Origin of the sequence: Pseudomonas sp. C32 (assembly GCF_030417915.1) — a bacterium.
Taxonomy (GTDB): Bacteria; Pseudomonadota; Gammaproteobacteria; order Pseudomonadales; family Pseudomonadaceae; genus Aquipseudomonas.
Window position 1 is genome coordinate 40,145 of record NZ_JAUHUK010000014.1, and the last position, 24,493, is coordinate 64,637.

At 58.5% G+C, this 24,493-nt stretch carries 19 protein-coding genes; 7 read left to right on the forward strand and 12 right to left on the reverse strand.

From position 1 onward, the window contains the following. The first annotated feature begins 203 nt into the window (after window positions 1-203). Both QYH43_RS17115 and QYH43_RS17120 read left to right on the forward strand, forming a co-directional pair. On the forward strand, window positions 204-389 hold the full coding sequence (locus QYH43_RS17115; protein WP_301157540.1) for a hypothetical protein: 186 nt from the start codon (window positions 204-206) through the stop codon (window positions 387-389). Beyond that, a complete protein-coding gene (locus tag QYH43_RS17120) occupies window positions 389-1,750 on the forward strand; it encodes a sodium:proton antiporter (RefSeq protein WP_301157541.1) in 1,362 nt (453 codons plus the stop codon). The genes QYH43_RS17115 and QYH43_RS17120 overlap by 1 nt, the downstream gene beginning before the upstream one ends. Here the strand turns inward: QYH43_RS17120 and QYH43_RS17125 are convergent. The 3 genes from QYH43_RS17125 to QYH43_RS17135 all read right to left on the reverse strand — a co-directional run bounded on the left by QYH43_RS17125 (window position 1,728) and on the right by QYH43_RS17135 (window position 7,718). Then, window positions 1,728-3,647, reverse strand: coding sequence for a PAS domain-containing sensor histidine kinase (locus tag QYH43_RS17125; protein ID WP_301157542.1), 1,920 nt, complete (start codon window positions 3,645-3,647; stop codon window positions 1,728-1,730). The genes QYH43_RS17120 and QYH43_RS17125 overlap by 23 nt on opposite strands. A 142-nt stretch (window positions 3,648-3,789) precedes the next feature. Further along, the gene (locus QYH43_RS17130) at window positions 3,790-6,069 is read right to left on the reverse strand and encodes an ATP-dependent DNA helicase (protein ID WP_301157544.1); all 2,280 of its coding nucleotides are present in this window, start codon (window positions 6,067-6,069) and stop codon (window positions 3,790-3,792) included. Then, a complete protein-coding gene (locus tag QYH43_RS17135) occupies window positions 6,066-7,718 on the reverse strand; it encodes a VRR-NUC domain-containing protein (protein ID WP_301157545.1) in 1,653 nt (550 codons plus the stop codon). The genes QYH43_RS17130 and QYH43_RS17135 overlap by 4 nt, the downstream gene beginning before the upstream one ends. Window positions 7,719-7,927: 209 nt before the next feature. On the opposite strand from QYH43_RS17135, the gene QYH43_RS17140 reads away from it, so the two are divergent. Continuing rightward, entirely contained in the window at window positions 7,928-8,152 is a 225-nt protein-coding gene (locus QYH43_RS17140) for a YgdI/YgdR family lipoprotein (protein WP_095056155.1), read from the forward strand. Window positions 8,153-8,178: 26 nt separating this feature from the next. Then, on the forward strand, window positions 8,179-8,838 hold the full coding sequence (locus QYH43_RS17145) for an MliC family protein (protein WP_301157547.1): 660 nt from the start codon (window positions 8,179-8,181) through the stop codon (window positions 8,836-8,838). A gap of 60 nt (window positions 8,839-8,898) precedes the next feature. Here the strand turns inward: QYH43_RS17145 and QYH43_RS17150 are convergent, their stop codons facing one another. The 4 genes from QYH43_RS17150 to QYH43_RS17165 all read right to left on the reverse strand — a co-directional run bounded on the left by QYH43_RS17150 (window position 8,899) and on the right by QYH43_RS17165 (window position 12,688). After that, complete coding sequence (locus QYH43_RS17150; protein ID WP_301157549.1) at window positions 8,899-9,984, reverse strand: polyamine ABC transporter substrate-binding protein; 1,086 nt, start codon at window positions 9,982-9,984, stop codon at window positions 8,899-8,901. Between the two features lie 61 nt (window positions 9,985-10,045). Next, window positions 10,046-10,387 carry a cupin domain-containing protein gene (locus QYH43_RS17155; RefSeq protein ID WP_095152225.1) on the reverse strand — a complete coding sequence of 114 codons (342 nt, stop codon included), beginning with the start codon at window positions 10,385-10,387 and terminating at the stop codon, window positions 10,046-10,048. Window positions 10,388-10,414: 27 nt separating this feature from the next. Continuing rightward, window positions 10,415-11,821, reverse strand: a complete 1,407-nt coding sequence (locus QYH43_RS17160) for an FAD-binding oxidoreductase (protein ID WP_301157551.1) — start codon at window positions 11,819-11,821, stop codon at window positions 10,415-10,417. A gap of 51 nt (window positions 11,822-11,872) precedes the next feature. Then, window positions 11,873-12,688 (reverse strand): AraC family transcriptional regulator, encoded by an 816-nt coding sequence (locus QYH43_RS17165; RefSeq protein WP_095056150.1) that lies wholly within the window; start codon window positions 12,686-12,688, stop codon window positions 11,873-11,875. 262 nt (window positions 12,689-12,950) lie between these two features. Between QYH43_RS17165 and QYH43_RS17170 the strand changes: the two genes are divergently transcribed. Further along, the gene (locus QYH43_RS17170; RefSeq protein WP_034148820.1) at window positions 12,951-13,223 is read left to right on the forward strand and encodes a DUF1652 domain-containing protein; all 273 of its coding nucleotides are present in this window, start codon (window positions 12,951-12,953) and stop codon (window positions 13,221-13,223) included. 117 nt (window positions 13,224-13,340) lie between these two features. Here QYH43_RS17170 and QYH43_RS17175 read toward each other — a convergent pair whose 3' ends face one another. Then, the gene (locus QYH43_RS17175; RefSeq protein ID WP_301157553.1) at window positions 13,341-15,815 is read right to left on the reverse strand and encodes a UvrD-helicase domain-containing protein; all 2,475 of its coding nucleotides are present in this window, start codon (window positions 15,813-15,815) and stop codon (window positions 13,341-13,343) included. Between the two features lie 278 nt (window positions 15,816-16,093). Here QYH43_RS17175 and QYH43_RS17180 point away from each other — a divergent pair, with 278 nt between their 5' ends. Beyond that, the gene (locus QYH43_RS17180; protein WP_095056148.1) at window positions 16,094-16,789 is read left to right on the forward strand and encodes a pirin family protein; all 696 of its coding nucleotides are present in this window, start codon (window positions 16,094-16,096) and stop codon (window positions 16,787-16,789) included. 209 nt (window positions 16,790-16,998) lie between these two features. On the opposite strand, the gene pgm is transcribed toward QYH43_RS17180, so the two are convergent. The 4 genes from pgm to QYH43_RS17200 all read right to left on the reverse strand — a co-directional run bounded on the left by pgm (window position 16,999) and on the right by QYH43_RS17200 (window position 23,256). Next, window positions 16,999-18,645: a phosphoglucomutase (alpha-D-glucose-1,6-bisphosphate-dependent) gene (gene pgm, locus QYH43_RS17185; RefSeq protein WP_301157555.1), complete on the reverse strand. Its 1,647-nt coding sequence runs from the start codon at window positions 18,643-18,645 to the stop codon at window positions 16,999-17,001. A 111-nt stretch (window positions 18,646-18,756) separates the two neighbouring features. Next, a complete protein-coding gene (locus tag QYH43_RS17190) occupies window positions 18,757-20,157 on the reverse strand; it encodes a PLP-dependent aminotransferase family protein (protein ID WP_301157557.1) in 1,401 nt (466 codons plus the stop codon). Between the two features lie 40 nt (window positions 20,158-20,197). Further along, complete coding sequence (locus tag QYH43_RS17195; protein WP_301157559.1) at window positions 20,198-21,664, reverse strand: hypothetical protein; 1,467 nt, start codon at window positions 21,662-21,664, stop codon at window positions 20,198-20,200. A gap of 569 nt (window positions 21,665-22,233) precedes the next feature. Next, window positions 22,234-23,256, reverse strand: a complete 1,023-nt coding sequence (locus QYH43_RS17200; protein WP_095056145.1) for a zinc-dependent alcohol dehydrogenase family protein — start codon at window positions 23,254-23,256, stop codon at window positions 22,234-22,236. Between the two features lie 269 nt (window positions 23,257-23,525). Here QYH43_RS17200 and QYH43_RS17205 point away from each other — a divergent pair, with 269 nt between their 5' ends. Further along, window positions 23,526-24,443, forward strand: a complete 918-nt coding sequence (locus QYH43_RS17205) for a LysR family transcriptional regulator (protein ID WP_095056144.1) — start codon at window positions 23,526-23,528, stop codon at window positions 24,441-24,443. Window positions 24,444-24,493: the final 50 nt, after the last annotated feature.

Consider the following 24,493-nt stretch of genomic DNA (forward strand, 5'->3'; position numbering starts at 1 on the left):
CCCCCTGTAGGAGCAAGCTTGCTCGCGATGGCGGTATCACAGTCAACATTTTTGTTGATTGACACACCACTTTCGCGAGCAAGCTTGCTCCTACAGGTTCTTGTGTGTGTCATTAAATCGATGCTGTGATACGGCGGAATAATTGAACCCGTGGCGACCTCCAGGGCTCAACACCCTATAGGTCTTGATACCTGGAGGTTGTCATGTCCGCGCCCGTCTTCAAGCTGTTCACTCAACCGAACTTCGCCTGGACGGATATTCGCCAGGAAGAGGAAGCTCATCGCTGGATGTCATGTACCTTTGAGTCCATGCCCACGGTCAATCAATGCATCGGGTTTACCGCGTTCAACGTGCTTACCCCTGAGTACCTACGCGCTACAGTCAGTTGATGGACTTCACCGCCTGGGTGGCGGTGTTGGGTGCGGTGTTGCTGACACTGGCACTGACATCGTCTTACCTGCGCTGGCTGCCGGTGACCACTTCCGCGGTCTGTCTGGTGCTGGGTGTGGTCATCGGGCCGGCGGGACTGGGATTGCTCAGGCTCGATATCAAGGAAGCGGCGTTCTGGATGGAGCATCTGTCCGAAGTCGCCGTGCTTTTTTCACTGTTTGTCTGCGGCTTGAAACTGCGTTTGCCCCTTCGCGACCTTCGATGGCGAGTGGCATTCACCCTGGCGGGACCGGTGATGGTCCTGACCATTATCGGTGTCGGCTTATTGCTGCACTTCGGTTTTGCATTACCGTGGGGGCCGTCGCTGTTGATCGGGGCGATCCTGGCGCCCACCGACCCGGTGCTGGCGTCACTGGTGCAGGTCAACGATGCCAAGGACTACGATACGGTACGGTTCGGGCTGACGGGCGAGGCTGGTCTCAACGACGGGATCGCCTTCCCCTTTGTCATCCTCGGGTTGCTGCTGATGCAGCACAGCGGCGACACGTACGCCTGGCTTGATGACTGGGCATTGAAGCAACTGTTGTGGGCATTGCCCGCAGGTTTGCTGACCGGGTACTGGATGGGGCGCGGCATTGGCCGTCTGACGCTGTTCATGCGCATCAGGAATGCCGAAAGCACCTTCTCGCCCAATGATTACCTGGCCCTTGCCCTGATTGCCTTGGCCTATGTCGTGGCCGAAGCGATTCAGGGCTACGGTTTTCTCTCGGTGTTTGCCGCTGGCCTGGGGTTGCGTCAGGCCGAGGTCAGGACAGCGGGCGATGCCCACACACCGGCGGAACATCTGGTTAAAGCCGTGGTAGGCCATCAGAACGTCGAACCCGAGGACGCGGTGCACGGTGACGTCGACAACCTTGAGGAATCTCAGGTTGCGGCCGGGATCATGATGGGCGATATGCTTTCATTTGGCAGCTTGGTGGAGCGCGCCATGGAAGTGTTTCTGGTGACGCTGCTGGGGGTGGTGCTGATCACCCACTGGGACTGGCGAGCCCTGGTGATTGCGCTGGTGTTGTTCGGGATAATCCGCCCCCTGAGCGTCGCGCTGATGCCGTGGGGCCGGTTGATCGATGGCCCGCAACGCCTGCTGATCGGCTGGTTCGGTATCCGCGGCATCGGTAGTTTTTACTACCTGTTCTATGCCTTGAACCATGACTTGATGCCGTCGGTCGCGACGTTATGCGCCGATATCACGCTCTCGGTCGTGGCGCTGAGCATTCTGGTGCATGGCATCAGCACCCAGCCGATGCTGGCCCGCTACGAGCGGCGCAAGCGCCGTGTCACTTCATCGCCCGGGCGATGATTTCCACCAGGTTGAGCTGGGTAAACGGTTTGGACAGCCGGGGTAAATGAGCCGCAAACCCCTCAAGGCGCTCGGCATAACCGGTAGCGAGGATGATTGGCAACGCAGGATTCATCAGGCGGATGGCGTGGGCCAGTTGCGCACCACTCATCTGCGGCATGGCCATGTCGGTGATGACCAGATTGATATCCGGTTCGCTGTCGAACAACTCCAGAGCCCTGGCCCCGGAGGCGGCACTGACGACCCGGTGTCCCAAGTCCTCCAGCAACAGGCTCGTACTGGTCAGTACCAGGCTGTCATCGTCCACCACCAGCACACACAGGCGAGGCACCGTAATGGCCGCCTCCTGCACCGCCGGTTTGGCGGCAGAGCCGTTGGTGGCAACCGGCAACCAGAGCTCGGCGGTCGTGCCAAAGTCCTTCTGGCTGTTGAGGATAAAGCGCCCGCCCAGTTGCTCAATGAACCCATGCACCATCGACAGTCCGAGCCCTGTGCCTTTGCCGACACCCTTGGTGGTAAAGAACGGATCCATCGCAGAGGCCAGCGTGACTTCGTCCATGCCCTCCCCGGTATCGGTCACATCCAGGCAGACATAGCGCCCAACTGCCAGGGATGAACGGCTGCTTTCAGCGACCTCCTCTGTTCTTGCACTGATCAGGATTTTCCCGCCGAGGGGCATCGCATCCCGGGCGTTGGTCGCCAGATTGAGCACGGCCAGTTCCAACTGATTGACGTCAGCCAGCACGGGCTCCAGATCCCTTGGAAAACGGATCTCGACTTCCACAGAAGGTCCCAGCGAACTGCGCAACAGTCCGGAAATACCTTCGATCAGCTTTGGCAGCTGTACCGGTTCGGATTTGAGTTCCTGTCGCCTGGCAAAGGCCAGCATTCGCTGGGTCAGGGAAACGCCTCGCAAGGCGCCTTGGGTTGCGTTGTCGATCAGGCGGATGAGTTTCGAATCGTCCGTCACGCGTTTGCGCACGATTTCCAGATTGCCGAGGATCACCGTCAGCAGATTATTGAAGTCATGGGCGATCCCGCCGCTGAGCTGACCGATTGCCTGCATTTTCTGCGCCTGGAACAGCGCTTCGCGAGTGGTTTCGAGTGCTTGTTGGGCTTGCGTGACTTCGGTGATATCCCGGGTAATCTTGGCAAACCCGAGCAAGGTCCCGGTGTCGCCCCAGATCGGGTCCACGACCACATGGGCGAGGAACCGCGTACCGTCCTTGCGCACCCGCCAGCCTTTGTTTTCAAAGCGCCCCTCTCGAACAGCGACCTCCAGCGTGCGTTGCGGCTCGCCGGCAGCGCGGTCCTCGGGGGTGTAGAACATCGAAAAATGCTGGCCGATGACCTCCTCGGGAAAATAGCCCTTGATGCGCTGAGCCCCCGGATTCCAGTTGGTCAGCCGTCCATCCGGGGCAAGCATGTAGATCGCATAGTCCGTCACGCTTTGCACCAGCAGGCGAAACTGTTGCTCGCTTTGCTTGAGCACTTCTTCGGCCATTTTGCGGTCGGTCAGGTCCCGAGTGATCTTGGCGAACCCCAGCAAGGTGCCCGACGAGTCGCGAATCGGGTCGATCACCACATGGGACCAAAAGTGCGTGCCGTCCTTGCGCACCCGCCAGCCCTCACCTTCGAAACGCCCTTCAGTGAGCGCCGTGTCAAGCGCCCGCTGGGGCAACCCGGCACGGCGATCGTCTTCGGTATAGAAACGCGAGAAATGCTGGCCGAGAATCTCGGCTTCTTCATAACCCTTGAAACGCCTGGCGCCAGCGTTCCAGCTGGTGATGATGCCATCGGGATCAATCATGTAGATCGCGTAGTCGATCACTGCATCGATCAGCAGTCGAAAGCGACTGTCGTCGATTGCGTTGGACCTGGTTCGATCTTCACTCATGGATGCGCCACCTGATTGTTTCTGTGGAGTATGCGACAAACCACCAAATTGGAAAGCTCGATTAACCGCGAGCGGTAACTCGCATGAAAGTCTTCACCTGGTTGTCGCGGTCAATCGGAGTGTAGACAGGCCATGGGATCGCTCACATCGCAGGGTAAAGAGGCGAAGTAGAAATCGACCACCAACGGGGCAACAACTGCCTGACCTTGCCCTCGCCAAAGCGGTCATCAATCAACATCACCACCCCTTGATCCTGCTGGGTGCGAATCACCCGCCCCGCCGCCTGAACCACTTTCTGCACACCGGGAAACAGGTAGGTGTAGTCGTAACCGGCACCGAAGATCGCCGCCATACGATGTTTCAACTGTTCATTGACCGGGTTGAGTTGTGCCAGCCCCAAGGTGGCAATGAACGCACCGATCAGCCTCGCACCGGGCAAATCAATACCTTCACCGAACGCCCCGCCGAGCACCGCGAAACCGACGCCTTGACCGTCGGCGCTGAACTGGTCGAGAAACTGCTGGCGTTGCTCTTCCGCCATGCCTCGGGACTGCGACCATAACTTGATATGCGGATGGCTCTCGCCCAGCAACTGCGCCACCTGCTGCAAATAATCGAAGCTGCTGAAAAACGCCAGGTAATTGCCGGGACGTTCGGTGAACTGCCTGGCGATCAGCGCCACTATCGGTTCAAGGGATGACTGGCGGTGAACGAACCGCGTGGAGATCTGGCTGACGATGTGTACTTGCAGTTGGTCGGCGTGAAACGGTGATTCAACGTCGATGCACACCGTGTCTGCCGGGGTACCCAGCAAATCGGCGTAATAGTGTCGGGGGCTGAGGGTCGCGGAAAACAGCACGGTACTGCGGGCAGCGGTCAGGCGGGGACGGATAAACCCCGCAGGCACCACGTTGCGTAAACACAACTGCGAGAGCGGGCGTTTGCGGTCGAGATCGCGCTTGCTGATATCGAACAGAAACTGCTCATCGAACAACTCGGCCACCCGGCCAAATTGCAGGATGTCGAAATAGAAGCTTTGCAGTGCGCTATCGAGTCCCAGGGGGTGATCGTTCAGATAGTCGCCAATGCTGGCGCTGCACGAAGACAATGCCTGAAGCAGTTTTTCCGGGGCCTTGTCATAGGCCTGATAGATGCCGGTTTGCAGGTTATGCAGCGCATTCCATTCACGATTGACCCGTTGCAAAGGCTTTTTCAGTGCTTCGGGTGCCGATTTTCGCACGTCATTGAGTGCTGCTTGATCAAGGCTGGCGCTGTACATCTGGCGACCACGCTCCACCAGGTTGTGAGCCTCGTCGACCAGCACCGCGACTTTCCAGTTATTGGCCTGCGCCAATCCGAACAGCAATGCGCTGAAATCGAAGTAGTAGTTGTAGTCGGCAACCACGACGTCCGCCCATCGCGCCATTTCCTGACTCAGATAATACGGGCAGACATCGTGCGCCAGGGCGACTTCGCGCAAGGCCCCCTGGTTCAACAGGCTCAACTGGCTGGCGGCCTGACGCGCCGCCGGCAGACGATCATAGAAGCCGCGAGCCAGCGGACAGGATTCGCCATGACAGGCCTTGTCCGGGTGTTCACAGGCCTTGTCCCGGGCGATCATTTCCAAAACCCGCAAGGGTGGCGCATCGACGCCTTCAAGAATCACCTGGGCGGCATCCAGTGCCAATTTTCGCCCCGGGGTCTTCGCCGTGAGAAAAAACACCTTGTCCAGTTCCTGCGGCGCCATAGCCTTGAGCATGGGAAATAACGTGCCAAGGGTTTTGCCGATTCCTGTTGGAGCCTGGGCCATCAGGCAGCGGCCGGTGCTGACGGCCTTGTACACCGACTCGGCGAGGTGACGCTGCCCCGGTCGAAAGTCGGCATGGGGAAAGGTCAACTGTTGCGCCGCCCGATTGCGCCTTTCGCGATGGGCCATCTCCTGCTCGGCCCAATGCAGGAACCGCGCGCAATGCGCCTCGAAAAACGCTTGCAGCTCATCGGCGCCAAACGCTTCGGCCAGACAGGTTTCCTTCTCGCTGACGATATCGAAATACACCAGCGCCAGATTGATGTGTGCCAGATCGAGTTTTCGGCACATCAGCCAACCGTAGATTTTCACCTGGGCCCAGTGCAACTCCCGGTGGTTGGCGGGTTGCTTGCTCAAGTCGCCACGGTAGGTCTTGACCTCTTCCAGGCAGTTTTGCGCCGGGTCATAGCCGTCCGCCCTGCCCTTGACGGTCAACGTCTGAAAGCATCCTTCAAGGGGCACTTCGCTTTGATAGCTATCACTGCGACGAGACGCCACCGTGCGATGCCCGACAATGCCTTCCAGCGCTGTCGGTGACGGAGTGAAACGCAGATCGAGGTCGCCGACCTTGGCTGTGAACTCACACAGCGCCCGTACCGCAATGCTGTAGCTCAAGTGTCCGGCTCCGCCCATTGCACATAGCAGACGGCAATCGGCATCTGGTGTTCATGGCAGAATTCGAGCCAGCGAACCTGGTTGTCCTGAAGTCGATCCCCCGGCCCCTTGACCTCGATCATGCGGTAGGTCTTTTCCTGCGGCCAGAACTGGATCAGGTCCGGCATGCCGGCACGGTTGGCCTTGATGTCCAGCAACAGGCGGTTGAACCAGTGTTTGAGGTGCTCGGCAGGCAAGCAGTCCAGAGCCTGTTCGAGCAGTTCTTCGCTGAGCACGCTCCAGAACACGAACGGCGACTGCACGCCCCATTTGCTGGCATAGCGTTCACGAATGGTCTGGCGGTAACGCCCGTCGTCGAGTTCATCAAGGCACGCCTGAAACAACGCTGCCCGACGGCCATGGAAGTCTTCGTTCAGCAGATCCACGGGCCCGCGCTGGAACGGGTTGAAAAAGGCCCCCGGCAACGGCGCAAAAATCGCCGGCCAGCACAGCAGCCCGAACAGCGAATTGATCAGGCTGTTTTCGACGTAATGCACCGGCGCCGTTTCTTCCGACAAATGCGCCTGAACATGAAACTCCACCGACAACGCCGGTTCGCCTCTGGGCAATTGCAGATCCAACCGCTGCATGGACCGAGGCGACGCGCGTTTTATCGGCGGCCCGCCGAGCTTGCGACGTAACCTGGGCAACACGCGGAGCAATTGCTGTTGTTCGGCGGCACTTTCCGGCGCCTGTTCGGCTCGCGTCGCCAGTTCCAGGGCCAACTGGAATTCACCGCAGCGTTCCAGCACCCGAATCAACCGAGCGCGTGCGCCGGGATAGCTACATTGGCGGTACAGGTTCAGGGCCGTGGAGAAATCCGCAATGCGTTCACAGTGTTGGGCCATCTGGAACAGCAGCTTGCCACGTCGTCGTTGCAACCAGGGGTTGTCCAAAACCAAACCCGCAATCCGTTCAACCACTTCGTCCAGCGCCTCTGCGGCCTCGAACTGTTGCTGATAGTCGTGCAGCAGCAGGCACGCATCCACATCGTCACGGCTGCGCAAGCCCCGTGAATCTGCGCAGAACTCGACTTTTTCGTAGGTGTAGACACCGAGGTCGGCCAGTACGAACTCCGACCAGTCCTGATAAAGATTGCCGAAAAACATCAAGCGCAGTCGATCGCACAGGCCCATGATGGTCAGGCTGAACAAGCGCTCCTCCAGCGACGGGCACCAGTCGTTGAAGCTTTGCGTTTGCGGGAACTGTTCGCGCAATGCAGGCAGCCAATCGTTTTTTTTGCCCTTGGGCTGGTCGATGGCAGCGCTGAAACACTGGAGGATTTCCGCCTTGAGCAGCACCTCGAACAGCGTATCGATCGACAACGGCATGTGTTCATCGACCCACCCCAGTTCAAGCAGTGGTCCGGCTGCGGTGTCGATATCACCGATTTCGTCGTAATGCAGTTTGCTCGCCCTGAAGTGAATGCCTTTGCGCATCACCATCCTGACCAGGAGTGCCTTCGATTCACGGGGCAAGCGTTTGAAATCGCCAATGAAGGACTGCTCCTCGACGCTCAGCACATCGGCGTAGCGAAGCTCAAGCCAATCAAGCACTTGCATGAAGTTGTTGAGGTAATAGAACGGATCGTCAAGAGGGGTTGCAGTCACGGGTCATCGGGCCAAGGCTATCGAATACTGGTTATGCATACAGATACCAGTTTCACTCAGTCCGGTGCAAACGGAAAAGGATCAATGGCAGCACAGTCCGCTATATTTTCAGGATGGGAGAACTTTCATCCGATCCACGACACCAATCGCGATAGCGCTGCAGCGGATCGGACTGGCCGCGCTGTTTCCATTACGCAGGAGAAATGAACATGAACATCAAGACTCTGGGTCTACCCTTGGCAATAGCCGCTATTCTGGCGTTGGCCGGTTGCTCGACGCCAACCGTCGTAACCCTGCAGAACGGCACCCAGTATTTGACCAAGGACATGCCGAAAACCAAGACCAAAGACGGCTTCTACGAGTTCGAGGATATTTCCGGAGCGACGGTAAAGGTCAGGTCCGATGAAGTGGCTACGATTCGTCAGGAAGACTGATTTTATGGGCCGCGAGTAAAACCGACATGTTAAAGGTCACGCCATTGCTGGTCTCCCTCCTCGTCGCCGCTGCATGCGCGACGGTGAGCCTAAGTGCGGTTGCCGCCAAGCGTACCCCCACCTTCAAGACCAGCTTCGACTGCGCGACAGCCCGTTTGCCGGTCGAGAAGCTTGTCTGCCAGGACGCTCGACTGGCACAGATGGATCTGGAACTGTCGCGGTTGTATCAGCTGGCGCTCACGGACCAACGCTCTGTTCCGCCCCCGGACAAGGTCGAAATCGACCAACGGTTCTGGATTGCCACCCGAAACCAGTGCGGCACCCAGGCAGACATAAAGACGTGTACGATCCGCAGTTATGCCGAGCGCGCCCATCAACTGCGCCAGGGCTCGGCCATTGCGAGGACCAAGGATCCAAGCCGGCAGACCGAGGGTCCGCTGGCCTTCCGTTGCGCAGGCTTGAACGCGCTCGTTGCAGCGACCTTCTTTACCGTCGAGCCGGGCGTGGTGTTCCTGGCATGGGCGAACAACTCGGTCGCCCTTACCCAGGCCCCCGGCAATCCGGGAGGCCAGTACGCGGGTAAAGATGTCAGGGGCAGTTACAGGTTTTGGCAGAACGGTAGCGACGTACTGTTCCAGGTCCCCGGTTCGGGGCAGATGAGTTGTGCGGCTGAACCCACGAGTTGATTGTCGAATACCACAGCAATGGCAGCGGGACGTCCTGTCCCGGCTGCCTGATCAACAGTTTCAGCTACCGGTGCGAATCTTGTTCCACACCCGCGTCCGAACCCGGTCAATATTCAGCGGCATCGCCTCAAGCGCAAACAACTTGCCCATCATTTCCGGACTCGGATACACCTTGGTGTCGTTCTTGATCGCCGGGTCGATCAGGCTGTCCGCCTGTTCGTTGCCATTGGCGTAGTGCACGTAGTTGCTGACACCGGCCATGACGTCCGGGCGCAGCAGGTAGTTCATGAATGCGTAGCCGGCCTTCTCGTCCGGCGCGTCGACCGGCATGGCGACCATGTCGAACCAGATGGCGGCGCCTTCCTTGGGAATCGCGTAGCCGATGTCGATGCCGTTCCTGGCTTCCTTGGCACGGTTTTCCGCTTGCAGGATGTCGCCGGAGAAACCGACCGCCACGCAGATATCACCGTTGGCCAGGTCACTGGTGTACTTGGACGAGTGGAAGTAGCTGACATACGGCCGCACTTTCATCAGCAGGGCTTCGGCCTTTTTGTAGTCGTCCGGATTTCTGCTGTGAGGCGGCAACCCGAGGTAGTTCAGTGCGGCGGGCAGCAGTTCCGGGCCGTTGTCCAGGATCGCTACGCCACACTTCTGCAACTTCTCCATGTACTCGGGTTTGAAGATCAGGTCCCACGAATCCACCGGCGCGTTGTCGCCCAGCACCGCTTTGACTTTGGCAATGTTGTAGCCGATGCCGGTGCTGCCCCACAGGTACGGGAAGCCGTGTTCGTTGCCCGGATCGTTGGTCTGCAAGGCCTTGAGCAACACAGGATTAAGGTTTTTCCAGTTCGGCAATTGGCTCTTGTCGAGTTTCTTCAGCGCCCCGCCTTCAATCTGCCGGGCCATGAAGTGGTTGGACGGGAACACCACGTCGTAACCGGATTTGCCAGTCATCAACTTGCCATCGAGGGTTTCGTTGCTGTCGTAGACGTCGTAGGTGAAGGCGATGCCGGTTTCTTTCTGGAAGTTTTTCGTGGTGTCCGGCGCGATGTAGTCCGACCAGTTGTAGATTTTGACGTTTTCGGCCGCCTGGCTGATGGAGGCGACCAGCATCAATGGGGCCAGGGCGAGTGTCTTTCGGATCATGAGTCGATTCCTGAGGGTTGTTGTTATTGGCAGGCAATCAAAGGATCAAAAACCAGGCTTTTTAAAAAATCAGCACGTAGGTTTTGCGCACGGTTTCCTGGATATCCCAGATGCCGAGGCTATTGGCAGGCATCATCAGTGCATCGCCGGCTTCGATGTGCAGCGGTTCGCCGCCATCGGGGGTGAAGGTGCAGCGACCCTGGATGAAGTGGCAGAACTCCTGGGCAACGATCTGCCGCCGCCAACGTCCCGGGGTGCATTCCCAGACGCCGGTTTCAACGCCGTCGTCGCGCTCGACGCTGGTGGTCGATGCCACGGCCACGGGTGTCCCCAGCGGCACGGCGACGGGGTTCGACTCTTCCAGCTTCAGGGTGGCGGTGTTCTTGAATTGCGTAATGCTCATGGGAATACCTGTCGAGAATAAAAGCCGTTAGTGCATGAAACCTTCCATGAAACCCGCGACCCCGCTGGCCAGCTTGCGCCGCCAGGGTGCGGTGGCCGGATTGGCCAGCGTCTGGTCTTCATGGACAAAGCTGCGGATGATCGCGTTGTAGCCGAGCCAGCGGACGGGCTCTGGCTCCCAGGTCCTGAGTGAGTCGAGACCGCCCTCGGGGATAACCCATGGCTGACGGACCCGTTCACTGTCCTGTTCAAGAATCAGGTCGGCCAAGGTGCGTCCACCGAGGTGGCTGGCCCCGACACCCTCCCCGCCATAACCGCCGGACAGCGCGATGCCATTGGCCCGATCACAGAGCATGTGTGGCTGGAACCGGCGAGACATGCCCAGATTGCCGCCCCAGGCATGGGTGATCTGCACGTTTTTCAATTGCGGGAACAACTCACCGAACAGATAGCGACGCAGCTCCTTTTCGTCGGTACTCAGGTCAAAATCGTGACGCAACTGACCCGCGAATTGGTAGCCGCCCCTGGCGCCGAAAATCAGTCGGTTGTCCGCGGTGCGCTGGCCGTAGGTCACTTGGCGGCTGGCTTCGCTGAACGCCTGGCCACGACTCAGACCGATTTCGTCCCAGGTGGCGGCCGACAGCGGCTCAGTCGCGACAATCAGGCTTTGCACCGGCAACTGATAGCGCCCCAGCGGCCGCAAGGTGACGGAGTAACCTTCCACTGCCGGCACTGTCCAGCGGCTGCGCACCGAGGCTTTCGCCGTGCGCAGGCTGCCGGACTGCCAATGGCTGACCGGGCTGTTTTCGTAGATTTTGACGCCCATGCGCTCAACGGTGCGGGCCAGCCCGCGCACCAGTTTGGCGGGGTGAATGGTCGCCACGTGTGGCGCGTAGATGCCGCCATAGGGTTTGGCTACGCGAATCTGTTGCGCCAGTTGCTCGGGGCTGAGCCAGCGGTAATCGCTTTCGTTGAGGCCTTGGCGGTAGAGGTCGTCCAGATAGGTGCGCAGGCTGGCTTCCTGCTCGGGATAGCGGGCAGCGCAATACAGCGCCCCGCCTTTGCGATAATCGCAGTCGATGCCTTCACGTTCGATGACAATTTCCACTTCATCGGGAATGCTGTGCAGCAAATCGTAGGAAGCCCGGCGATCCTCCGGCGACAAACCGGCAAGCAGGCGATCCTCACCCAGCAGGTTACCCATCAGCCAGCCGCCGTTGCGACCGGACGCGCCAAACCCGGCGGTTTGCGCTTCAACGATGGCAATGCTCAGGCCGGGGGCCTGGCGCTTGAGGTAGTAAGCCGTCCAAAGTCCGGTGTAACCCGCGCCGATGATCGCGACGTCGACATCCAGATCCTGTTCCAGCGATGGGCGCGCCAACAGGGGCTCGTCGAGCTGGTCCATCCACAAACTGATAGTGCGCCACGCCGACATGCAAGACTCCGCCACTCAAAACTTCGATGGCGTTGATCCTAGTGCGTGGCTTCAGTCGCTGTCTTGCGCGCGTGCACGCAAAGAAATTTGTTTGACGTAGGCCTTCGGTGACTGGCCGGTGTGCTGGCGGAAGCAACTGTAGAACGCGGACAGCGAATTGAAACCGGCAGCGAAGGCCAGATCGTCGATACGCAGCGGCGGCGTGGCGGCATCCAGCGCCGCGAGCAAATGCTGCAAACGGGCCTGGTTGACGTAACGGTAGAAGCTCTGGCCCAGCACTTGATTCAGCAGATAGGAAATCTGATTACGGCTGTACCCGCACTCCTTCGCCACCCGCTGCAGGTCGAGCTCCGGATCAAGATAGGGTTGCTGGCGCTGGAAATACTGTTGCAGGTCGTCCGCCATAAAGCTCAATTGACGCGGCGACAGGCCGAGCCGGCTGACGGCCGGGCGCTGATTGCCGGCGGTCTTGCTGACCGGTTGCTCACGCACCAGCGAGGCGTACTCATTGACGCGCCAGATCAGCCCGTCCTTGACGGTAATCGCCTCGCTGGCACGGAACGACACCAGCCCCTCGCCGCCGCGCAGGGTAATGCGGTATTGAATGAACGCGGTGTTGCCATCCAGGCGAATGCGATCGGAGTGTTCCAGCGCTTCGTCCGGGTCGCGCGGCATGCTGCTGCGCACGTATTCGCGCAACTCGCCCAGGCCCATGACGCGATTCTGGAAAAAGTCGTTGTACTGGACGTCAGGATGATAAAGCGCCATGACGCCATCCAGATCCCGGTGCTTCCAGCGCAGGTGATAGCGCATGACCGTCTCGCCTGTCGCCTGGGTTTGCAGCGGGCCATCATCATCGGCGTGCATAACGGTCTCGACGAAAAAACGTCGAGCTTGCCCAAGTTCTGCCGAGGCATCAATGACTAAACCGGGGCTCATGTCCGTTCAACTGTCGGCATAACGTGACCTGCATCAAAAAAGTCGCAGCAATCGCTAAACGGTTTGAAGATTCCACATTTATTTCACACTGCGGTGCTACTTTTAAAGACTGTCACTGGTTGAACCAATGAAGGTTCTTCCCCCCTGGCATGAGCTAAAGGAAGCGCTCGATGAAGAAGGTGGGCAACACATGAATAAAGGGTTCAGTAAGGTCACGTTTCCAAACGCCTGCCAGCTGATGCGCTGGCATTTTCATCCCATGGGTTTCGAGGCGAGCATGGATGCGCCGGGCAGCATGATTGCCCGTCTATTTGACCGTGCCACTGGCGAGACCATGATCGCCATAGCCGGCATTCCTTGCGCGACGGTCATGAATGCTGCGGATGTAGAGCGAATAATCGAAGCGGTGGAGGATGAGCTTGAAGCGTTCATTCCACCGGTGGCCCTCAGGAGCTATGCCTGAAGGCTGACTTCTCAATAAAAAACCCACTCATGTGGGTTTTTTATTGTCCAGTGCAAGGATCGTAGCCTGCGGCGTGCCTACCCGGTAGGCGCTGCCGAAGGCTGCGATCTTTTCGATTCACCCCGACACGTTGCCCAGCCGATGGTCGGCAAAGAAAGCCTTGCCCTTACCTATCCGGTCAGACGCCTTGGGCATGTTCGCCGCCTGGTTGTCCTGTGAATCGACATACCAATAGCAATGGCTGACAGCCCGGGTAATGCCTACGTAGGCCAATCGCAGGATCTCGTCTTTTTGAGCGCTGTCGTAAGGCTCACTGTCGCCAGCCTTGCCCAGGCCCGCCATGCGATACACCTGATTCTTGTAGGGTGAACTGGTCAGGTGCTGGCAATCGCCGAGCAGAAACACCGCATCGGCCTGAAGGCCTTTGGAGCTATGGTAGGTCAGCTGTTTCAACCGTCGCGACTCATACGGCAAGCTAGAATCAACATTAACTACAGACTGAATATGCTCTTCAATCAATGACTTATCGCTACTTTTTCGATAAAGCATCAAGATTGAATCGCCCTTCCTGTAGTGCTCCATCAGACGCTGAGCCATGCCTTGATCATCCCGATCAAGCACGTTCACCGGCAGCAACGCCTTCGGCTCCCCACTGGCTTTGGCCTTTTTGCCGGCAATTGCGGGCGCCGCACGCACGATGTGCTCGGCCGCATCAATGATGTGCTGGTGACTGCGATAGTTGTCGCTGAGCATGACCTTGGTGGTACTCGGCGACGGGAACTCCTTGTTGAACTCCATGAAGTACGTCGGCGAACTGCCGCGCCAGCCGTAGATGGACTGCCAATCGTCCCCCACGCACAGCAAGGATGAACGCTGGGCACCGCGACCGACGTACATGGCTGGCCCTCGACTGCGAATTTCCGCAAGACTGGCCCTGATCCAGGAAACGATTTGCGGCGATACGTCCTGAAACTCGTCGATCATCAGGTGCGATAACGGCCGAAGCAGGTCATCGCTCAAAAGCTTGAGGTTTTCCGGGGAATGCTCGCTGAACAACGCGAACATGCGGTTGTAGGTCATGACTGGCGGTTTCTGGTCAAGCAAATGATCTTCCAGGGCCCGCCAGTAAATGCTCAAGGCCTCGAAGAAAAACCGGTCTGGGTCGTCCTTGGCAAAGCTCATCTGCCCCACAGCAGCAGGTACGTCCAGGCCGAGGTTTTCGATAAACCCGGCGGCGGTGACGAAACAATCCAGCAAGGGTGCGGAACCGAGTTCGCCCTTGACCTTGTAATCGAAGCCCGGCCCCGCACTGGCATCACCGGCAAGCGAAGCTAAAACGCGCTTTGATGACTCGTAACTATCTAGCCAAATCAGTGGTTTACGACAGAAAGCTTGAAACAGGGTGCGCTTTACAGCCCACTCCGCGCGCACTGTCAGCTTGGCGTTTGGCCGCGTCACCTGGGGATTTTCCCGAGGATCGAAGCCCAGCACCACCCAGGCATCCAGCGACGGGATGTAGCCATGGCAATGAAATTTCGCGCCGTTGATCTCGAACGACTGACGGTTGGGCTCGATCCCTTTGATCGGCCACGCACCTGCACGCAACCACAGATCCTCGACAACATCGCACAGTTCTTCATCACGCTTGGCGGCCAATTCGGTCACGCCAATCCGCTTTTGCACATCCGGGTGATCACGCTCCAGCTCTTTGAGCTGCAAGGCATGGCGCGACAATGGCTTGATCAGCTCGCGGAAATGCTCATCCCGACTGTGCAGCTGGTGATAGCAGGCATTGAGTTGTTGGCGCTGCGCGTCATTGATGCGCAAGTCGAACGGGTTGCTGTCGACCTCTTCATCGCCGTTTTGCGTTCGAAAGCTGAGGTTCTCGAAGGCTTGCAACCGTTCGAAACCCGGCAAGCTGCGCACCATCGGCAAAATCCGCGAGTGGAAGGTGCGCACCAGATCACGCGCTTCCTTGAAGCTGATCGCCCGCCCCCAAAGCGCAAACAGTTCGATCAATTTATTGATGAAATCCTTGCGCGACTCACGGGTGAACGTCACGACCGTCATCGAACTCAGCTCGAACCCCAGGTATTGCGTCAGCAGCAAAATACGCAGCACCAGCGTGGTCGATTTACCTGCCCCGGCTCCGGCAATGACCGAAGTGGATGGCGTATCGCTGAAGATCATTTTCCACTGTGCGGCGCTGGGCTGGGCATGCGGCGGCAGCCATCGGGCGACGTCTGCTTTCATGCGTTTCTTCAACTCGGCGCTCAACGGCAGGCGCCAATCGTCAAACAACAAGTCATCGACGTTCGGTGGACGGTGCTCGGTGCAGCGCGAATCGCGGATCAGCAAGACTTGCCGGCCTTCCTCCAGACCTTCGAGCTTGCCTTCCTTGTAGCCGTAATCCACACCGGCGCTGTGGCCACTGCGAAACCCGTCGGCCTGACCGTGCAACCACGACGCCCGGTGCTGTGCATGCAAGCGCGTGAGGCTGTAGCCGAAGAACCGGGCCAGCAGGCGCTTGATCAGCGGCATCTCGGCCAAGGGGCGAAGCTCGGGAGGAAGATCGGGGGTGTGTTGCGGCACGCGGACTGACTCCAGGGTGTGAGGCTGTTGAGCGCTATGGTGTCTGCATTTGCCGATGAGTTCTAGTGAAATGCTTATGACTCATTGGCTTATGCGATGAAGTGAAAGCTGTGTGAGAGTTTTTCGAGCCCGTTTAATATCAATATATTAGATAAGAATGCTGCATTTTTTACGCTTTTTATCGATGTTTGCCTGATGGATGATGGCCGTCATCAACCACCGGTCTTGCTTCGTGGCTCAGGCGCTTTGCCCCATGACGGACCTTTCAGGAGACGATCATGCTTGAACTCAGACCTTTCAATTCGCTCGGCGGTGCTCACCATGGCTGGTTGGATGCCCACCACCATTTTTCGTTCGCCGAGTACTACGATCCAAAGCGCATGAACTGGGGCAACCTGCGGGTATGGAACGACGACGTGATTGCCCCGGGCACTGGCTTCCCGCAGCACCCGCACCGGGACATGGAAATCATTACCTATGTCCGTGAAGGCGCCATCACCCACCAGGACAACTTGGGCAACAAGGGACGCACCGAAGCGGGTGATGTTCAGGTCATGAGCGCCGGCACCGGGATCGCCCACAGCGAGTACAACCTGGAAGCAACCGAGACGCGGATCTTTCAGATCTGGATCATCCCCAACGAATCCGGCCTGGCGCCGTCCTGGGGTGCCAAGCCGTTCCCGAAAGGCGAGCGCGAAGGTTTTGTGACATTGGCCAGTGGCAAGGAAGGTGACGATCAGAGCCTGCGGATTCGTGCCGATGCGCGCCTGGTGGCGGCGAACCTGAAGGCTGGCGAGTCGGCCGAGTACCGGCTGGACACTGGCCGTCGCGCCTATCTGGTGCCGGCGACGGGCGTGATTGAAGTCAATGGCTTGCGTGCTCAAGCTCGAGACGGTGTTGCGATTGCCGATGAACAGGTTCTGCGCGTTACGGCCTTCGAGGACAGCGAGATCGTTCTGGTGGACCTGGCGTGATTCGGTAAATGCGAAAAAAGGGGCAACCGTGATGGTTGCCCCTTTTTTTCGATTAACTTGTGGCGAGGGAGCTTGCTCCCGCTCGGCTGCGCTGCAGCCGCAATTTGGTGAATGCGGTGCCGTCAATAAATCGCTATCACTGAGATGGGGTCGCTTCGCGACCCAGCGGGAGCAAGCTCCCTCGCCACAACAGCTACATCAGTCACGGATCACTTCGCGGAAATGGCGCTATCCACAAGCGTCTGCGCTTCGGCCACCAACTGTTTGAGGTGATCATCGCTGACAAAGCTTTCGGCGTAGATCTTGTAGATGTCTTCCGTGCCCGAAGGACGCGCCGCGAACCAGCCGTTTTCGGTCATGACCTTCAGCCCGCCAATCGCCTGGTCGTTACCTGGCGCATGGCTGAGGATGCTCTGGATCGTTTCGCCGGCCAGCTCGGTCGAGGTCACCTGTTGCGGTGACAACTTGCTCAACAGGGCTTTCTGCTCAGGATTGGCCTTGGCATCGACCCGTACCGAGAACGGTTCGCCCAGTTCATCGGTCAAGGCCCGGTAGGCCTGACTTGGATCGCGACCAGTGCGAGCCGTCATTTCAGCGGCCAGCAATGCCGGGATCAACCCGTCCTTGTCGGTGCACCAGACACTGCCGTCCTTGCGCAGGAACGACGCGCCGGCGCTTTCTTCACCGCCAAAACCCAGAGAACCGTCAAACAGACCATCGGCAAACCACTTGAAGCCAACCGGCACTTCGTACAGGCGACGCCCTAGGCGCTTGGCCACACGATCGATCAAGCCGCTGCTGACTACGGTTTTACCCACGGCAGCGTCAGCACGCCATTGCGGGCGATTCTGGAACAGGTAATCGATGCACACAGCGAGGTAGTTGTTCGGTGCCAGCAAGCCACCGGACGGGGTGACGATGCCGTGGCGATCGTGATCCGGATCGCAGGCAAATGCCACGTCGAAGCGTGATTTGAGGCCGATCAAACCTTGCATGGCATGGCTGGACGATGGGTCCATGCGGATCTGGCCATCCCAGTCGACGGTCATGAAGCGGAACGTCGCATCGACTTCCTTGTTCACGACATCCAGGTCCAGGCGGTAGTGTTCGGCAATCGCCGACCAGTAGCGAACCCCTGCGCCACCCAGCGGATCGACACCCAGACGCAGCTTGGCGTCACGGATGGCATCGAAGTCGATCACATTGATCAGATCGGCCACATAGGTGTTCACGTAGTCGTGGCGATGCGTCGTGCTCGCCTTCAGTGCCTGTTCGTAGCTGATGCGTTTGACACCGGCCAGCTTGTTGGCCAGCAGTTCGTTGGCCTTGGCTTCGATCCACTTGGTGATGTGGGTATCGGCCGGGCCACCGTTGGTTGGGTTGTACTTGTAGCCACCGCTTTGCGGAGGGTTGTGGGACGGCGTGATGACAACGCCGTCGGCCAGGCCAGTTGTGCGTCCACGGTTGTAGCAAAGGATCGCGTGGGAGACTGCCGGCGTCGGCGTGTACTCGTCACCTTCGGCGATCATCACGGTCACGCCGTTGGCCGCCAGGACTTCAAGGGCACTGGCCCCGGCTGGAGTGGACAGCGCATGGGTGTCGATACCGACGAACAGCGGGCCATCAATGCCTTGAGCCTCGCGGTACAGGCAAATTGCCTGGCTGATGGCCAGAACGTGCCATTCGTTGAAACTCAGGTCGAACGAGCTGCCTCGGTGCCCGGACGTGCCAAAGGCAACGCGCTGGGTCGAAATGGCGGCATCAGGTTGGCCGGTGTAATAGGCCGTTACCAGTCGCGGGATGTCGACCAACAATTCTGCCGGTGCCGGTTTGCCCGCAAAAGGACTGAGTGTCATGCAAAACCTCTGGGATCGAGTGGTTCAGGAATTGGGACGGAGTTTACTGGCAGTTTGACCGTAACGCGACGGGATCGATCCAGGACGTTAGAAGATGTCATTGCCCCCTCCTCAGTCGATGGCCTCCAGACGCAGCGCATCCGCCAGAAAACCCAGGGCCAGAGCGAGGTCGTGCTCACTGCCCAAGGTATGACTCAAGCGCAGATGCTGTGCGTGCAAGCCCTGAAGGCTGAACAATTCACCCGGGGCAATGACCACCTCGTGCGCCAACAAACGCTGGAACACGCGACGCACATTCACCTGCCGCAAGGAGCGAACCCATATAGTCGCGCCGCCCTGAGGCTCGACAACCTGCAAGGCATCACCCAGCCGTTCCTGCAACAGTTGGGTCATCTGACTCTTGCGTTCTTTGAGCAGCCGTCGCAGCACGTGCAGGTGCTGATCGATGCGGCCATTGCCGTACAACCGTGCGATGGCTTTCTGCCGAATCGGTGACAGGCGGAACGAACGCAACAGAAAATGCCGTTGCAGGTCGGCGCTGAAATGCTTCGACAGCAAATAGCCGTAGGGCGCTTCCGGACCGATGATTTTCTCGAACGTGGAAAACACCATCAGTCGTTCGGGATCCAGCAGATCGCGGAATCGCAGCCGCCCTACCTCGAAGCAAAGCTCCCCATAACAGTCGTTCTCCAGCACCCAACTGTGGTGTTGGGCCAACAGCTGCGCGATGGCCCGGCGATTGTCATCAGGCGCCAGACTGCCTCGCGGCATGTTCAAGGCCGAGGAAACCATAACCAGCCGCACCGATTCGGTTTCCAGCAACGCCTTGAGCCGATCGAAATCCAGGCAACCGTTCGCCAGCACTGGCAACTCGATCACCCGCACGCAAGCGGCCTGGAGCAAACGCAATATCGCCCAGTCGCACGGCGATTCAACCACCACTGTCGCGTCGTTCAAGCCCAGTACGATGATCAGTATTTCCAGCACACCCCGTAGATCGGCGCCGATAAAAACCTCTTCGGCATGCCAGCAGCGAACCGGCGAAGAGGTGTAGCGCGCCGCCAGGGCTGTGCGCAGTTCCAGCTCACCAAACGGTTGCGACGTTGGCAACGGCTGGCGCGGATACTGACGCAGCAACTCCCGCTCCATCAGTAACAAAGGACTGTCGAGCGGCTGCAATAACGCTGGCTCATCGGCACTCAGGACAAACATTCCCGGGCGCCGGGCATTGACGTACACGGTTTCGAGCAAGTCGTTGCCAATCTGAATCAGATCGGTCGAGGACACTGGCACCGCGAAGTAGCCAGACTTGGCCACCGAATAGACCCGCCCTTCTTTTTCCAGCAATGAGTACGCGTACTGGATAGTCGAAATCGACACATTGAGACGATCCGCGAGGTGCCTCAAGGAGGGCAGGCGCAAATGCCCATGACCAATAGACTCATTGATCAGCGTGGTGAGATATCGGTACACCGCCTGATAGGCGAAGTCCGTTTCTCGTAGACCTTTCATGGACCAAGTCCAATTGCACAGCCCCGCAAACCGCGCACGGTCAACGCCCCGTAGACCATTCATCCGCCACAGCAAGACCGGCTGCATCCGCGCTGGCGACTGCAATTTCAGGTGCCATGCATGGCGTTTCGGACACCGACACCATTTGATAAAGCCGGCCAATCAGCCTCACCGACAGTCCGCTGACATCAATCATCCACTGCATGATTTGTTCGGCCACGGGCTGCCCCTGCATGGCCCGGTGCAGATCGGGCAGCGCCACCAGCATGCCCGGATGGCATAGACGAAGAAAACGCTCAAGGCGGGCCCCGTTGTCGATAAAAGGCGCAAAGAGCAGACATACCAGCTGTGCGTCACTCAGACCGAGGGCCTTTTGTGCTTCAGACGCTGCCCGTGCCCGCAGCTCACCCTGCGTTGCCGGATCGCAAAAGGCTTCGATGACTTGTTCGCACAGCTGATCGGGCAACTGCTTGCGACGCATCATGATCAAGGTTCGTTGCAGGTGTTCGGCGACTCCCGCCTCGTAACTGCGCCCTTGCAGGCAACAGGCTTGCAGCCCCCGCAGGTGCGCCGAGATCGGCAGGCTCACGTATTCGTTGTCGCCGGTTTGCGCACCCGGTTCGTCAGGCTGGTATCCAAGAAACTCGTTCAGCAACGGCCAGCGCTCTTCCGGGGGGCTGACCAACATGTCGTGAATATCAATGCAGGTCGCGCGACGGCACGTTTCAAAGCGATCTGCCGGACGCCATTGTGCGTGGCCTTGATCACCATAGAACTCTCGATAACAGTCGCTGCCCAGTTCATCGAGCAATGCGAACAACCCGGTGTAAGCGGATTCACCGATGTTCGACGACCATAACCCCGCCTTTGCGGCAGCGCGCAACAAACCGTCGGTAAACTGTTTTTGCTGACGCGGCGATTCGCTGCTGAGCAACGCATCGACGCCACCGTCCCAACGCGCGATTTGCCCATAGAATTCGCCAGTGGCCAGGTAACCGCTGTCCCATGGACTCAGCAGCTCATTGCGGATAGGGCAATGGCCGATCAACAGCATTTGAGTCCGATTCGATTCGCGGCCGGCGCTGGACACGGGCGCCTGATGATCAAAGAGTAGAACCTCACGGTCATCCACCATCAACACCTCGACCCGCGGATCGTCATAGATGAACAAAGCACTGTTGGTGCGATGCATGTTTTCCAAAGCCACCACGCTGGCCCCATTCATTCGCAATGAGGCGATGCGCAACTGAAACGTCGCAGGTGACCGGGTTGCAATCGTCAATTGGGCAGCCCGCAGCAGCGCCAGGGTGTAGCAGTTGTCGCGGGTGCCGGTCTGAATCAACAGCACCTTGAAATCGCCGATGTGGGCCATCCCCCCCGCCGCTACCACCAGACGCTGGATCAACAACTGCAAGGCCGTACGTTCGGCCCGCGAAAAAAATCCGAGCAATCGCTGCAGCACTTGTTGATAGACATAGTTCATCGCTTGATCATGAATGCTGGTCATTTAAATTTACCTGATACTTGTAAGTTCTATATCGCACCAACAGTCAAGCGCAACGAGCGGACTGCACGGCGGTAGTGATGGAATTTACTGTCAAATACTAACACTGGAATGGAATGAGGTTGCTTTCAACAAATTAGTGGAGCGGCCACACGAAAGCACCGACCGCAACCATCTATTCCATTGATTTTTATGAATTTTACCAAACCAATTATCGATCCTAGGAAGTGTCCGACAACGTCCCACAGACGTTTAATACAAGAAATAAAGAAAGAAGTTATCGTCGCGCCTTCTATAACTACGAAACAACTTGCGCTTTTTGAAAGATGCAATGGGCATTGACAAGTATCAGCCTGACACACAGACATGACTCATTCCTTGAGATGAAAGTAATCATTCAATTATCAGGGCTGAGTGGCTGATTAGAAGCTACAGATCAAGAGTAAAAACCAGTTCAGTTGCCGAACTGGCCCAAGGCTCCGCCATCAGGGCAATGGGTATTTAGGTGGGGCTGAACGCAAAAGAGTCCGTGGGGACACGGACTCTTTGAGGATGTACGACAGAAGTGATCGTTACGCCGGTTCGACCTGAAGGGCAACCCGTTCACGACACGGACACTCGTCCATGTAGCGGTGTGCTTCGACAAACTCGGCAAACGGGAAGACCCGGGTCTTGAGCGGCAACAGCACGCGATCAGCCGTCAACTGGTTGATGTCGCGCAAGGCGCGCTGCAGTGCGACCTGGTCCTGGGTAATGCCCAGTTCCGGCTTCCCGGTGAAGTTGCCGATGCAGTGCACGAAGAACTGAATGTTTTTCTGGAACGCTGCGCATGCCGGGAATGGCGTCTGGTTGCCGCCCTGCAACCCGTAGAGCACCAGGCTGCCACGCGGTGCGAGCACGTCACCCAGCAACGACATTTGCGGACCGCCCAAACCATCGAACACCACGTCCACGCCGCGGTTGTCGGTGATTTTGTTGATGCGTATCAGCAGATCTTCTTCCTCGGTGACGATGACTTTATCGGCACCGAGCGACAGCAGGTATTCACGTTCTTCCGCCGTTTTGGTCGCGGCAATCACTCGCACACCCAGGGCTTTGCCCAGTTGTACGAAGGAAGGGCCGGCGCAGTGGCTGGCGTCGGTCACCAGGACAAACTGCCCCGGCTTGACCCGTGCCAGGTCGGCATACGCGAAATAGGCGATCAACAGCGGCGTGTAATGCACGCTCGCTTCAATCGGGCTGAGTACGTCCGGGTAACGGGTCAAGGCTGTGCGCGGCAGAACAATTTGCTCGCCGTAGACCGGGTAGTCGTTCGGGCTTTCGGCCGGAAAACTGGCGACTTTGTCGCCGATAGCCAGGTCTTCAACGCCCTCACCCAGGGCCGTGACGATACCGGCCATTTCCTGGCCAATGCCAGAAGGCAGGCGAGCATGGGAAGGTGCCAGGTTCTGGCGCCAGAGTGTGTCATACCAGCTGATGCCAATCGCCTCGACGCGCACCTGCACTTCGCCTGGTGCAGGCTGAGCGGCCGCATGCTCTTCGCATTTGAGCACCTCGGCTGGACCAAACTTGTGAAAACGGATCGTGCGGGACATCGCAAACCTCGCCAAATGAACCTCTAATGCCTTGAACTCTAGCCGGGCTTTTAACCCAAGACTATCTGTGGCTATTAATAGTCGACATGCCTGTCATTGATTCCGTCGTCTCGGAAACATCACTAGATACAGTATGAATCCGACGCAGCCTTTGTAGGAAATCTGAATTTCTCGGTGCAGAGTACCAGCCTTTCCCCGTAAGATTCCTGCGGGCCATTGTTCTCATATGGCCGCCCACGTCAAGTTTGCTGACTCTGCCAGGACTCCAGATGAATCGTAATGACCTGCGTCGTGTCGACCTGAACCTGTTGATCGTTTTCGAAACATTGATGCACGAACGCAGCGTGACCCGCGCGGCGGAAAAACTTTTCCTCGGCCAGCCTGCCATCAGTGCGGCGCTTTCGCGCCTGCGCGGGCTGTTCGATGATCCATTGTTCGTGCGCACCGGCCGCAGCATGGAGCCGTCTGCACGGGCGATCGAAATCTTCGCCCTGCTCTCCCCGGCGCTGGATTCGATTTCCACAGCGGTCAGCCGTGCGGCCGAGTTCGATCCTGCCACAAGTACCGCCGTGTTCCGCATCGGCCTTTCGGACGACGTCGAGTTCGCCTTGTTACCGATGCTGCTCAAGCGCCTGCGCGCCGAGTCGCCGGGGATCGTGCTGGTCGTGCGTCGCGTGAACTACATCCTCATGCCGGGGTTGCTGGCTTCCGGGGAGATCTCCATCGGTGTCAGCTACACCACCGACCTGCCGGCCAATGCCAAGCGCAAGGTGCTGCGCCGCAGCAAGCCGAAGCTATTGCGCGCCGACACCGTACCGGGACCGTTGAGCCTGGATGATTACTGCGCCCGCCCCCATGCTCTTGTGTCGTTCGCCGGTGACCTCAGTGGCTTTATAGATGAAGAACTGGAAAAGCTTGGGCGCAAACGCCATGTCGTGCTCGCCGTGCCGCAGTTCAACGGGCTGAGCACCTTGCTCGCCGGAACCGACATTGTCGCCACGGTGCCGGACTACACCGCCGATGCGCTGACCGCCGCAGGCGGCGTGCGGGCGGAAGATCCGCCGTTGCCGGTGCCCAGTTTCGAACTGCACATGGCCTGGCGCGGGTCGCAGGATAACGATCCGGCTGAGCGCTGGTTGCGCTCGCGGATTCAGATGTTCTTCGGGGATCCGGACAGCCTGGCCTGATCCGGATTGTTCTCCGAACTAATGGCCGCAACACGGCCCCAAGCAACTAT

Bases quoted from the DNA above. Each gene is read 5' to 3' on its own strand.
- QYH43_RS17195 (WP_301157559.1), bottom strand. From the start codon at position 21,664: ATGACCAGCATTCATGATCAAGCGATGAACTATGTCTATCAACAAGTG.
- QYH43_RS17200 (WP_095056145.1), bottom strand. From the start codon at position 23,256: ATGTCCCGCACGATCCGTTTTCACAAGTTTGGTCCAGCCGAGGTGCTC.
- QYH43_RS17145 (WP_301157547.1), top strand. From the start codon at position 8,179: ATGTTAAAGGTCACGCCATTGCTGGTCTCCCTCCTCGTCGCCGCTGCA.
- QYH43_RS17170 (WP_034148820.1), top strand. From the start codon at position 12,951: ATGAATAAAGGGTTCAGTAAGGTCACGTTTCCAAACGCCTGCCAGCTG.
- QYH43_RS17140 (WP_095056155.1), top strand. From the start codon at position 7,928: ATGAACATCAAGACTCTGGGTCTACCCTTGGCAATAGCCGCTATTCTG.
- QYH43_RS17160 (WP_301157551.1), bottom strand. From the start codon at position 11,821: ATGTCGGCGTGGCGCACTATCAGTTTGTGGATGGACCAGCTCGACGAG.
- pgm (WP_301157555.1), bottom strand. From the start codon at position 18,645: ATGACACTCAGTCCTTTTGCGGGCAAACCGGCACCGGCAGAATTGTTG.
- QYH43_RS17115 (WP_301157540.1), top strand. From the start codon at position 204: ATGTCCGCGCCCGTCTTCAAGCTGTTCACTCAACCGAACTTCGCCTGG.
- QYH43_RS17125 (WP_301157542.1), bottom strand. From the start codon at position 3,647: ATGAGTGAAGATCGAACCAGGTCCAACGCAATCGACGACAGTCGCTTT.
- QYH43_RS17165 (WP_095056150.1), bottom strand. From the start codon at position 12,688: ATGCACGCCGATGATGATGGCCCGCTGCAAACCCAGGCGACAGGCGAG.
- QYH43_RS17190 (WP_301157557.1), bottom strand. From the start codon at position 20,157: ATGAAAGGTCTACGAGAAACGGACTTCGCCTATCAGGCGGTGTACCGA.
- QYH43_RS17155 (WP_095152225.1), bottom strand. From the start codon at position 10,387: ATGAGCATTACGCAATTCAAGAACACCGCCACCCTGAAGCTGGAAGAG.
- QYH43_RS17180 (WP_095056148.1), top strand. From the start codon at position 16,094: ATGCTTGAACTCAGACCTTTCAATTCGCTCGGCGGTGCTCACCATGGC.
- QYH43_RS17120 (WP_301157541.1), top strand. From the start codon at position 389: ATGGACTTCACCGCCTGGGTGGCGGTGTTGGGTGCGGTGTTGCTGACA.
- QYH43_RS17205 (WP_095056144.1), top strand. From the start codon at position 23,526: ATGAATCGTAATGACCTGCGTCGTGTCGACCTGAACCTGTTGATCGTT.
- QYH43_RS17150 (WP_301157549.1), bottom strand. From the start codon at position 9,984: ATGATCCGAAAGACACTCGCCCTGGCCCCATTGATGCTGGTCGCCTCC.